Below are 11,791 nucleotides of genomic sequence, written 5' to 3'. Positions count from 1 at the left end.
GGCCCCGCGGAACGCCGCGAGGCCGGAAAGTCGGGTAAACGCAAAGGACAGCATGCCCAAGGACAACGCGCTCCAAGGACACGCCCGGCGAGCGTGATGAGCGCCCGGTTAAGATTGTATGCAATCCGTGGGGGAAATGACAATCACGGTTGCGTCAGTATCTCGGCCTCGGCCTTCGGAATCTCCTATTCGAACTCCGTCCGGCGCAGGCCCTGTCTTGCCATCTTGATCGTCAGGGTACAGCGAGCGGCTGATCCGGACGCCAGCCTTGCTCCCGCGACTCGCCGTTTGGTTGTGCGACACTGATAATTCTCGGTTGTGCAACCGGACTGACACGGCGCCAGACTATAACGGGGTCATGGAGGTAGCCATGACATTCAAGGCATACATCAGAGGACGTCGGCGCGGCGCAAGCCCGGACGACGATTTCCTCGATCACGCGAAGCAGGACCCGGCGATGCCCGACGTGGCCTGCTGGAGTGAGTTGAGAGACTATCTGCTGTCCTGCGGCGCATGGCCGGGAGCCATCGAATCGGCGCGAGCGGTATGGCTGCGATATCGCCGCCAGGTGAAACGGGACGGCGAACCGGAGCGGCTGGCGAGAGCCGCCTAGACCAGCGCCGGAACGACTCTGGCGGGGATGTGGTCGGCCACTCTCTGATCGCCCGTGATGCTATTGCGAGCTATTTGCAGAAATGCTATCGTCTCGCGATGACGAGCCTCGCCGATCCGTCCCTCGATGCACTCTATCGCGCCCATAGCAGCTGGCTGGTTGGCTGGCTGTCGACGCGCGCCCGGTGCCGGACACGCGCGAGCGATCTGGCGCAGGAGACCTTCTGCCGGTTGGCGGAGCACCCGGGCCTCAGTCTGCAGGCGCATCCTCGCCGCTATCTCGCCACCGTCGCGCGCCGGCTGCTGATCGATGACGTGCGGCGGCGAAAGTCCGAACGATCGTTTCTCGAGGCGTTCGCGCTCCACATGGGACATGCCGCGCCGCCCACGCCCGAACGGATTGCCGAAGCGGTTCAGGAGCTGACGATCCTGGTTCAACTGCTTGGGGAGTTGCCCGAGCGCGCGCGCCGCGCCTTCCTCCTGAGCCGCGTGGATGGCCTGACCTATGGCGAGATCGCAGCAGAACTGGGCGTGTCCGTCAGCCGGGTAAAACAATATGTCGCGCGCGCGTTCGCGCATTGCTACATCGTCGCCCATGGCTGCCCCGACTGAGACCATCGCGCCGGGCCGCGCCGCCATAGAACAGGCGGCTGCCTGGCACGTCGAACTGGCCGAAGAAGACTGCGGCGAGGCGAGGAAGGCTGCCTTCGAGGCCTGGCTGGCCGCCGATCCAGCGCACCGCATCGCATTCGAGCGCATGCAGGCTATCGCCAATCGTGCCGCCCGTCAGGATGACGTCACGAGGTCGGCGTTGGAAACCGCTCTCATCCGGCGGCCGCGGGGCGTTAGCGCCCTGGTGCTGGCGTTCGCCGCATGTGCCGTGTTGCTGAGCGAGATTGCCGTGAACAGTCCCACGGTACGCTCGCGGCTCGCCGACGAGCGCACCGATATCGGCGAACTCCGAAGCGCCAGTCTCGCAAGCGGTGACCGCATCACGCTCGACACGGACAGCGCCGCCGACGTGGACGACGACGGACGGTCCGTGTCGTTGTGGCAGGGAGGCATCATGGTCGACGTCCGCCCGCACCTGGCGCGATCCCTGACCGTCTGGACGCCGCATGGGACAGCCCGGGCGCTGGGCACACGGTTCAGCGTGCGCACGGACAGCCGCGCTTCGGTGGTTACGGTCATCGAGAGCCGAGTCGAGGCGTGTAGCGCGCAGGGCGTCAGGCACTGCGTCGCGCTCGCGCCCGGCGAATCCGTACGCCTCGACGCGGAGGGCGTGCACCGTCTAGACGATGTCGATCCGACCGCCGCGTCGTCGTGGGCCGATGGTCTGCTGATCGCTGACGACACACCGCTGTCCGTCGTGCTCGGCGAACTCAACCGTTACCGCCTCGGCACCATACGGTTCACTGCGTCAGATATAGCGGGGCTGTCCGTGACCGGCACCGTCCCGCTGACCGACGCCGACCGGGCGCTGGCCAGCATCAGCGCGGCGCTGCCCGTCATCGTCGAGGAACAGGGCGGCCTCCTCACAGTGAGGCGCCGTTAGATTTTTTTCACCTCGGCTCTGTCCCTTCCCCCGGCTGATCCGTCCGTAGGTCAATAGAAACGACCAACAGGGGGAAATCCCGTGACCAACCGCTTCATGTGCCTGACAGGCGCCGTGCTTGCCTGCATGACCGCGACCGTTGCGCCCGCCATCGCGCAGGCCGACGCCATACGCGCCTTCGATCTGCCGGCGGCGCCGCTGGGGCGCGCGCTCGCGCGGTTCACGCAGGAGACGGGCGTCATCGTGGTCGCCGACGCATCGCTGACGCGGGGCAAGCAGAGCGATCCGGTGAAAGGGACGTTCACGGCGCCGGCGGCCCTCGCCGAACTGCTGCGCGGCACGGGACTGCGAGCCATCGACGACGGCAAATCGGGCTTCGTCCTGACCAGCGACGATGCCAGAATCCAGCCCGCAGCCTCACCGCTGGAGCAGGTCCTCGTGTTCGGCAGGGCGTTCACGGACACGACCTTCGAGGTGCCGCAGACCGTCGAGGTGCTGAACGCCAGCCTGATCGAGAGGACGGGCAGCGAGACGGTGGGCGAGGTCTTGCGTTTCGTGCCCGGCGCCCAGCGCGACGGCTCGCCGCTGGATGCCTTTGGCGACACCTTCCTGATGCGCGGCTTCGAGGTCAATCAGACACTGAACGGCCTTTACGCCAACCCGATCCAGCAGGCGCGTGACACGGTCGGCATCGAACGGGTCGAGGTACTCAAGGGCCCGGCATCCGTTCTCTACGGTCAGCTTCAACCGGGCGCCGTCGTGAACATCGTCACCAAACAGCCTGAGCGCGACTTCGGAGGCGCGGCCACCGTCTCTTATGGCCGGTTTGAAGATTTCCGTGGCACCTTCGACCTCACGGGGCCGCTGGCAGCTGACGGGAACGTCCGGGTCCGGTTGACCGGCGCGTATGACGACGCGGGATCGTTCGTCGATTTCTGGCATCGCAAGCACCTGTTCATCGCGCCCGTTCTCGCCTTCGACATCGGCGAGGCGACGACCATCACCATCGAGGGCTTCTATTCCCGCAACCGGCTGGAGGGCTTCTATAACGGCGTTCCCGCCGCCGGAACGGTCCTGCCGAACCCGAATGGCCCCCTGCCCCGCTCGCTCAGCCTGACCGACCCGACCTTGGCGCCCTCGATCCGCGAGAACGGCAACGTCTCGCTGCGCATCGAACACCGCTTCTCGGACAGCGTGAGCTGGCGCGCGGCGGTGGACTGGACCCACGAGTCCCGCGATGAATCGAACATCCTGGGCATCTTCGGCTGGGAGGAGGAAAACCGGTCGCTGACCCGGCTCATGCTCCAGGGCGGCGGCAAGGGCGACAACTGGACCGTTCATAACGATCTCGCCATCGAGTTCTCCACTGGCGGGATCGAGCATTCGCTGGTCGTCGGCGGTGACTATACCTGGCGCGACCGCGCCACGCCGCGCCGGGTATTCTTCCTGCCCAGCCTGGATCTGTATGCGCCGGTCTATGCCACCAGCGCGCCGCCCGACATGACCGAAGTGCCGAGCTACGCGCAGACCATCACCGACAGAAGCCGCGCGGCGGGCGTGTTCATCCAGGACCGCATCAGCCTGACCGACCAGCTGAAAGTCATCGGCGGCGTGCGCTGGTCGGACTTCCGGCAAACGTCTCGCCTGACCCGACCGGGTGATCCAGTGGGCAGCGTCGACGAGCAGTCGGACTCAGCCTGGACGAGCCAGCTGGGCCTTCTCTACACCCCGGCGGAAGGCATCGCCTTGTTCGCCAGCCGGACGACGTCGTTCCTGCCCACATATGGCGTCGCGGCAGACGGCACCGCGCTTCCCCCCGAAACCGGCACGCAGTACGAGGCCGGCGTGAAGGCACAGGTCGCCGATGGCCGGGCGACGCTGGGCGCATCGGTCTTTCACCTGGAACGCGGCAATGTCGTCGTCGCCGACCGCGACAATCCTGGCTTCCAGATCTCGATCGGCGAGCAGGTGGCCAAGGGTGTCGAACTGACCGCCGACATCCGGCCGGTCGACGGCCTGCACCTCTATGCGGGCTATGCCTATACAGCCGCCAGGACGACCCGCGATACCGACACGAGCCTGGAAGGCCTGCGCATCCGCAACGTGCCCAAGCACTCGCTTGTGTTGCACGGCTCGTACAGCATCCAGCAGGGCGCGCTGTCCGGCCTTTCCATCGCGGGTTCGGCCACCTACACCGGCAAGCGCGCGGGCGAGTTGGCGAACAGCTTCCAGCTTCCCAGCTACTGGCGGATCGACGCGAGCATCGACTACGCCCTGACCGACACCATCGCGCTGGGCGTCACCATCGAGAACCTCGCGAACCAGCGCTATTACGACTACGCCTATAGCGAGTTCGAGGTGTGGCCCGGCGCGCCGCGCACCTGGAAGCTCTCCGTCAGATCGCGTTTCTGACGGCGTCCGAAAGCCATGGCGCTTGGCCGTCAGGTCTGGGTCGTGCTGCATCGCTGGTCAGGGCTGAGCATCGCCCTGTTCCTGGCAGTCGCGGGCATCACCGGCGCATTCCTCGCCTTCATGCACGAACTGGAGCCGCTGACGGCGCCCGCCGTGTTCAGGGTGACGCCGCCCGGCACCGGCGCGCCGCCTCTCGATGGCTTCGCGCTGCGGGACCGGCTGCTTGCCCGATATCCCGGCGCGGTGATCACCGAGGTGCCGCTTCATATCGATCCTCACGCCAGCGTCCGGTTCGGCATGCAGCGCTTCGATCCGGCGGACCAGACCCTGGGACCCTATGCCGAAGACTGGGATGAGGTCTTCGTCAATCCCTACGATGGGACCGAGACCGGCCGCAGGCTTTGGGGCGACATCGGCCAGGGCGCGATCAACATCATGCCTTTCGTCAACAAGGTGCATTTCACTCTCGCCCTCGGCGAGGCGGGCAGGCTAGCGTTCGGCATCGCGGCGCTGATCTGGACACTGGATTGCTTCGTCGGCTTCGCCCTGACCCTGCCGCCACGGTCGCCTTTCAAGCAAAGAACAGGCGGCAAGGGATGGTTCGCCCAGTGGCGGACGTCATGGGGCATCCGCTGGCGCGGCGGACCCTACAAACGCGATATGGACCTGCACCGCTCGTCTGGTCTCTGGGCATGGCCCCTGCTGCTGGTCTTCGCCTGGTCCGGCGTGGCGTTCAACCTGCCTCAGGCCTATGACCCGGTCATGGCCACATTCGGCTACCAGCCCATCGCCGCTGGCATCGAACCGCCACGAAGCGGGCACGGCGGACCGGGCGACGATTTCCGCGCCGCCGCGACGAACGGCAGGCTTATCGCCGAGCGGGCGACAAAGGCGGCCGGCGCGGTGATCGACGAAAGCGGGCCGGCGGCGATCATCCAGTACCCGCAGTTCGGGGTCTATCTGTACCGCTTCACCAGCGATGCCAGCGTCTCGGACACATACGGCGATTCCCTGGTCATCTTCAGCGCCCTGACCGGGGAGCCGCTCAAGATTGTTCTACCGCGCCGCGACAAAGCGGGCATGGCGCTCAATGCCTGGCTTGAGGCGTTGCACTACGGCGCGGTATGGGGACTGCCTTACAAGATCGCGGTCAGCCTCATCGGGATGGCCGTCACATTGCTGACCGTGACCGGCGTTATCATCTGGACGCGCAAGCGGGCGGCGAGGCTGATGCGCCGCCAACGGCATGCAACATCCAATTGAAGACGCCGGTTATCGAGGGTCGTCTTTTACGGCAAGCACCATCAGCCTTTTCCGGCAATTTTCGACGCGTCTCCCGCGCCGGAGCGTTGCTGTCCGGCGCGAGGCTTTTCCGAATGTCTAGCGACCTTTGCCGCAGGCTTTTCCTCTCCAAAGCCTGCTTGACGACCATCCCGACTGTACCCTCCCTCATCCGTGGCCGTCTCACGAGTTCCGCCAACCTGGCCATACTCGCTTCGCCCGCGACTGGCCTGGCTGCCAGGTTCGTCGACGTCACTTCTTGTCGCTTTGTCCGCGTCGTCTTGGTTTTTTTTGGAGGTACTCGTCATGTGTGATCCTTGGCTGGAGCGCCTTGCCGACATCCGACCTCGAAAGGCCTCTGGATGGACAATGAGGCGACGCCAACATGGTTCCCACCTGACCACCGCAACATGATCGATCCCTCGCGGAGTCGGAACGGGAACCCACGCGATTACCCTCGGTCTTCCTGAGCCGATGGCTTAGTCTCGCCGCATGGGACTACTGACATTCACCATAAACGTCACTCTCGACGGCTGCATCGACCATGAGCAGGGAGTCGTAGACGACGAAACGCATGCGTTCTTCACGGACCTCATGAACGAATGCGGCGCGATGCTGTGGGGCCGGATCACCTACGAGATGATGGAGAGCCACTGGCCCGCCGTCGCTCGCGGCGACGTAGAGGCGCCGCCAGCGTTGCGCGAGTGGGCGGTCAAGCTGGACGCCAAACCGAAATACGTGGTGTCGTCGACGCGAACCGACTTCCCCTGGGCCAACAGCCATCACATCGCCGGCGACCTGCGAACCGGTGTGCAGAGGCTCAAGGACGCGACCCCGAAAGGCGTGCTCCTCGGTAGCGGCAAACTCGCAGCCGAGTTGGACCGCCTGGATCTGATCGACGAATATCGTTTCCTCGTCCATCCCAGGATCGCCGGCCACGGACCCACCCTCTACAAGGGCGGGCTCCCCGCTACGCGCCGGCTCGAGCTGGTCTCGCCGACGGCGTTCCACAGCGGCGTGGTCGCCATGCACTATCGGCGCGAACGCTGACTCTGAGCAGCCTTCAAGCGCCGCGCTGAGGGCTTGTGCGCACGGGTGCGCCGACATGCAATCGGCCCCGCTAAAGCTACGAAATCCTACGGACAGAGACGTGGCGGATTGTGGTTTCCGCTTCAACCGCAAAAGGTTGGCTTGGTGGGCATGCAAGGACTCGAACCTTGGACCCGCTGATTAAGAGTCAGCTGCTCTACCACCTGAGCTACATGCCCGCTCACCAAGGAGGCGGCTTATACAAAAATGAATCCGCCCTGTCGACTGGGAAACGTCATAAATTTTTCTATCCCGAGCGAACCATGCCCTGGCGCGACAAGACGGTGTTGCGGTGGACGTAGACGTTCATCAGGAGTCCCATGCCCACCAGCAGCGTCATCATCGCCGAACCGCCATAGGAGACGAGTGGCAGGGGCACGCCTACGACGGGCACCAGCCCCATCACCATGGCGATGTTGATGAAGACGTAGAGAAAGAAAGTGGTGGTGACGCCGATGGCCATCAACCGTGCGAAATGGTTTCGCGCCGACAGCGCGATGAGGAACCCATAGCCGATCAGCACCGTGTAGAGGATAAGCAGGGTCACGCCGCCGATGAAGCCGAACTCCTCGGCCAAGGTGGTGAACACGAAATCAGTATGCTTTTCCGGCAGGAAGTTGAGATGCGACTGGGTACCCTGCATGAAGCCCTTGCCGCTGACACCGCCGGAGCCGAGGGCGATCTTGGACTGCTGGATATGATAGCCGGTGCCAAGCGGGTCGCTGTCGGGATCAAGGAAGGTGAATACCCGGTTACGCTGGTATTCGTGCAACTGGTAGAATCCGCCGACCGCACCCACGACCGCCAGGACCGCGCCGACGAGGAACACCTTGCGCGGCACGCCGGCCACGAACAGGATCGTCACGCCGCCGGCAGCTATCAGCACCATCGTACCCAGATCGGGCTGACGCAGCACCAGCACCGCGGGCATGCCGATCAAAAGCGCCGGCTTGATCAGGGATTTGAGGTTCTTCACCTCGTCCAGGGTCAGCCCGTGGTAATAGCGGGCCAGAGCCATCACCAAACCGATCTTCATGATCTCGGACGGTTGCAGTCGAATGATGCCGAGATCGAGCCAGCGCTGCGCGCCGCCGCCAATGTCGCCGATGATTTCCACCGCCAGCAGCATCAGCAGGCCGACCGAGTAGATGGGATAGGCCAACCGCCACCACCACTTGATGTGAACCAGGGCCATGACCAGCATGCAGGTGAAGCCGATGGCGAAGACGCCCATCTGCCGACCCGCCAGCTTGGCGAAATCCCCGGACGCGGCGGAATACAGCATGGCGAATCCGATGCTCGCGATCAGCAGAAGGACAATCAGCATGCTGCCATGCAGATCCATGGCCTTGCCGGCCATGGCGCGCATGGCGCCGGCGATGGACTTGCTGTCAGGCATCCTTTTTCAACTCCGCCAGCACCGGCTGGCCGCCGGTCAGGCCGCACGGGTCCTTCAGCAGAACCTCGCGCATGATGTCGCGGGCAATGGGTGCGGCCACGGCAGATCCGCCGCCGCCATGCTCAACGATAAGCGCGATGGCATAGGCCGGATTTTCGATGGGCCCATAGGCGATGAACAGGGCGTGGTCCCGTTCCTCCCACGGGCGGCTTTCGTTCTTGGGCACGCCGCCGGCGCGCTGGGCCGCCGTGATGACGCGCACCTGCGAGGTCCCGGTCTTGCCGGCCAGCCCCCGCGGCCATTCGCGGATGCGGGCAATACGTGCCGTGCCGCGGCCGCCTTCGACCACGGCGATCATGCCATGCTGTCCCGCCTTCACGATCTCGGACGCGACGCCGACCGATGGGAAATTGACTGCGGCCGGTCCGGATTTCGCCTTGTCCTTGACCAGCGTCGGGGTCACCGCGTAACCGCCATTGGCGATGCGCGACGTCATCACCGCCAACTGCAGCGGCGTGGACAGCATGTAGCCTTGGCCGATTGAGACACTGAGGGTTTCACCATCGTGCCACTTCCTGTCCCGGCGCCGGGTGGCCTTCCAGGCGCGCGTGGGCACGAGACCAGCGGCTTCATGGTCGATCTCTATCCCGTGCCGGTGCCCGAGGCCGAACCGGTTGGCCATGTCGGCGATGGTGTCGACGCCGATCCGGCGAGCGATTTCATAGAAAAAGACGTCACAGGACTGCTCGACGGCGCTGATCATATCCACTGTGCCGTGGCCGCCCTTCTTCCAGCAATGGAACTTGCGGCCGCCGAAATTCATATGGCCTGGGCAAAACACCTTGGTATTGGCGTCGATCGCACCCGCCTCGAGCGCGGCCATCACCACGACCGGCTTGAAGGTCGAACCCGGCGGGAACTGGCCCTGTACCGCCTTGTTAAGGAGCGGCTTGCGTGGATCTTTCAGCAGCGCCTTCCAAGTAGACGTCTTGATGCCGAAATTGAAATCGTTAGGGTCGTAGCCAGGCGCCGAGGCCATCGCCAATACCTCGCCGGAATGGATGTTCATCACCACCGCAGCAGCGCTTTCCTCGCCCATGCGTTGCATGGCGAAGCGCTGGATGTCGGCGTCGATGGTGGTGACCAGATCCTTTCCAGCGACTCCATCTTCTCGCGAAAGTTCGCGGACCTCCCGGCCCAGTGCGTTGACCTCGACCCGTCGCAAGCCGGCGACACCGCGCAGTCGCTTTTCGTGATAGGCCTCGAGGCCGCGCTTGCCGATCCGGAAATCCGGCAGCATGTAGAGGGGATCGTTGGGCAGTTTTTTCAGGTCTTCATCGGTCACCTGCCCCACATAGCCGACCAGCAGAGCGAACTCGGCCGGATACGGGTAGAAGCGGCTGCGGCCGGCGTCGGGCTGCACGCCGGGCAACTCCGGCACGATGCTGTTGACCCGCGCGAACTCCTCCCAGCTCAGATTGTCCGACACGGTTAGCGGCAGAAAACGCCGCGAGCGGGCGGCCTGACGGATGACCGCCTCGACCTTCTCCGGCGGCATGGCGATCACATCGGACAGGCGGGCCAGCGTGTCCTTGAAATCATTGGTCTGTTCCGGGATCACCGAGACCCGGTAATTCAACTGGTTGTTGGCCATCTCGTGGCCATGTCGATCCAGGATGCGTCCCCTCAGCGGACTGATCAGCCGCAGGTCGATCCGGTTTTCCTCGGCCAGCATCTTGTATTCGTCGGCCTTGAGGATTTGCAAATGCACCATGCGCCCGACGAGTGCGCCGACTCCCAGCAATTGCGCGCCGCCCAGGATCAACGCCCGGCGCGTCAGCTTGCGGTAACGTTCACCCTTGATGTCCATGCGTCTAGACCTGCTCGTACAAAAGCTGGTCGAGCTTGCGGAACCCGATGGCCAGCGGCACATAGGCCGCCGTACCCAGGCCCCAGTGCACGAAGAACGGCATCGGCGCGAAGCTGTGGTCCCACCACAATCCCGCAAGGCCCCATGCCAGCGCGGTCAGCGCGGCCGAGATGATGGCGAAGCCGAGCCAGCCGACCGCGAAGGGCTGTGTCAGCAGTATCTGGCGCTGGTTCTCGATGGCGCCGCGTGTCACCACCAGGAGCAGCGCCATCAGTCCCAGCGGCCCGCCGATCAGAATGTCCTGCCACAGGCCGATGACGAACGCCGCGTAGACAGGCATCGCCTCGGGACGGTAGAGCGACCAGTAATAGACCAGCGGCAATGTCAGCGACGGCATGATGATGCTGAGCTCGGGCGAGCCATAAGGCACGAACGACAGCACGGCCAGCATGATGCCCAGCAGGGACGGCACCGCAAGGCGAACCGCGATGACGGCGCGGTAGATCGCTGTTGCCATCAGGTGCCTCCCTCGTCGACCGGCGGCGTGGCGGGCGCGTTGCTGGCGGGCGCGGCAGGCGATACGGGCGGCGGGACCGCCGCCGGTTCAGCCGGCTGCTCCCGGGCAACCGACGGTCCGCCCGGTGGCGGCTCCAGCGGACCCGCGACCGGACTCTCCTCCGGCTTCTCCACCGGCTCGTAGGCCAGCACGTTGACGAAATCCAGCCGCGAGAGATCGGCGGCCAACTTGACCCGGACCAGGCCGCCATCTACGAAATCGACCACGCCCACCGGCATGCGTGCCGGAAAGATGCCGCCATCTCCGGACGTCAGAACCTCGTCGCCGATTCGAGCCGAGGACTCCATGGGCAGATAGGCCAGCTTGGGCCGATCGCTGTTGTCGCCAACGAGGATGGCCCGGTCGCCGGTGCGGCGGATGAAGACCGGCACCCGGCTGTTCAGGTCGGTCAGCAGCAGCGCCCGCGCCGACTGGCGGCCGACGGTCACGATGCGGCCGACCACGCCGGACTGGTCCGTCACCGGCTGGAACTTGCCGATGCCCTTGCCGGCGCCCGCATCGAGGATGATGGCACGAACGAAAGGCCCCCCCGGATCGCTGACGACACGGGTGGTCACGGCCGGAATTCGCGCTTCCTCGCTGACTTTGAGCAGCGAGCGCAACTGGGCGTTCTCGCCGTCCAGGCGCATGGCGACGTCCCGCCAGCGCTTCAGACGTTCGTTCTCAGCGCGCAGTCTTTCCACCCGATCGGCGCCGTCCAGCGTATCCGCGACCCGGGAGCCGAAATGACGAAAGGCGGTGACCGGCTCGCCCAGTACGTCGACCACGGGCGCGGCCACGTCGACCAGAACGCCCTGAACCTCTTCCGTGAGGGTGGGATAGACCTTGCTGAAGATGAGCAGACCAAGGGAGGCCGCCACGAAGATGGCGAACGAGGCCCGATGCGCGAGACCGCGCTCCGGATTCGTGATGCGCACCGCACGGCCGATGGACCGTCTCACGGGCTGCGTCTCCCAGTTGAGCGTTCAGTTGGCCTGCGACGGGGCAGAAAGCGTG

General features: G+C 65.0%; 10 protein-coding genes and 1 tRNA gene. 6 read left to right on the top strand and 5 right to left on the bottom strand.

What is annotated here, in order from left to right; genetic code table 11:
* The first annotated feature begins 370 nt into the window (after positions 1-370).
* The 6 genes from WJU17_RS18160 to WJU17_RS18135 all read left to right on the top strand — a co-directional run bounded on the left by WJU17_RS18160 (position 371) and on the right by WJU17_RS18135 (position 6,910).
* Entirely contained in the window at positions 371-613 is a 243-nt protein-coding gene (locus tag WJU17_RS18160; protein ID WP_346328801.1) for a hypothetical protein, read from the top strand.
* Between the two features lie 98 nt (positions 614-711).
* Positions 712-1,224, top strand: a complete 513-nt coding sequence (locus tag WJU17_RS18155) for a sigma-70 family RNA polymerase sigma factor (RefSeq protein ID WP_346328800.1) — start codon at positions 712-714, stop codon at positions 1,222-1,224.
* On the top strand, positions 1,208-2,167 hold the full coding sequence (locus WJU17_RS18150) for a FecR domain-containing protein (RefSeq protein WP_346328799.1): 960 nt from the start codon (positions 1,208-1,210) through the stop codon (positions 2,165-2,167). The genes WJU17_RS18155 and WJU17_RS18150 overlap by 17 nt, the downstream gene beginning before the upstream one ends.
* 81 nt (positions 2,168-2,248) lie before the next feature.
* Positions 2,249-4,579 (top strand): TonB-dependent receptor, encoded by a 2,331-nt coding sequence (locus WJU17_RS18145; protein WP_346328798.1) that lies wholly within the window; start codon positions 2,249-2,251, stop codon positions 4,577-4,579.
* A 15-nt stretch (positions 4,580-4,594) separates the two neighbouring features.
* Positions 4,595-5,842, top strand: coding sequence for a PepSY-associated TM helix domain-containing protein (locus tag WJU17_RS18140; protein WP_346328797.1), 1,248 nt, complete (start codon positions 4,595-4,597; stop codon positions 5,840-5,842).
* A gap of 510 nt (positions 5,843-6,352) precedes the next feature.
* Complete coding sequence (locus tag WJU17_RS18135; RefSeq protein WP_346328796.1) at positions 6,353-6,910, top strand: dihydrofolate reductase family protein; 558 nt, start codon at positions 6,353-6,355, stop codon at positions 6,908-6,910.
* Positions 6,911-7,052: 142 nt separating this feature from the next.
* Here the strand turns inward: WJU17_RS18135 and WJU17_RS18130 are convergent.
* From WJU17_RS18130 to mreC, 5 genes are all read right to left on the bottom strand, one after another.
* Positions 7,053-7,128: transfer RNA gene (locus WJU17_RS18130), tRNA-Lys, on the bottom strand.
* Between the two features lie 68 nt (positions 7,129-7,196).
* A complete protein-coding gene (gene rodA / locus WJU17_RS18125; protein WP_346328795.1) occupies positions 7,197-8,348 on the bottom strand; it encodes a rod shape-determining protein RodA in 1,152 nt (383 codons plus the stop codon).
* Entirely contained in the window at positions 8,341-10,218 is a 1,878-nt protein-coding gene (gene mrdA, locus WJU17_RS18120) for a penicillin-binding protein 2 (RefSeq protein WP_346328794.1), read from the bottom strand. The genes rodA and mrdA overlap by 8 nt, the downstream gene beginning before the upstream one ends.
* 4 nt (positions 10,219-10,222) lie before the next feature.
* Complete coding sequence (gene mreD / locus WJU17_RS18115) at positions 10,223-10,735, bottom strand: rod shape-determining protein MreD (RefSeq protein WP_346328793.1); 513 nt, start codon at positions 10,733-10,735, stop codon at positions 10,223-10,225.
* Positions 10,735-11,736 carry a rod shape-determining protein MreC gene (mreC, locus tag WJU17_RS18110; protein WP_346328792.1) on the bottom strand — a complete coding sequence of 334 codons (1,002 nt, stop codon included), beginning with the start codon at positions 11,734-11,736 and terminating at the stop codon, positions 10,735-10,737. The genes mreD and mreC overlap by 1 nt, the downstream gene beginning before the upstream one ends.
* Positions 11,737-11,791: the final 55 nt, after the last annotated feature.

The sequence above is a fragment of the Iodidimonas sp. SYSU 1G8 genome (genome assembly GCF_039655775.1).
Lineage (GTDB): Bacteria > Pseudomonadota > Alphaproteobacteria > SMXS01 > SMXS01 > RI-34.
The sequence above is the reverse complement of the archived record's forward strand: the minus strand, read 5'-3'. Positions and strand labels throughout refer to the sequence as shown.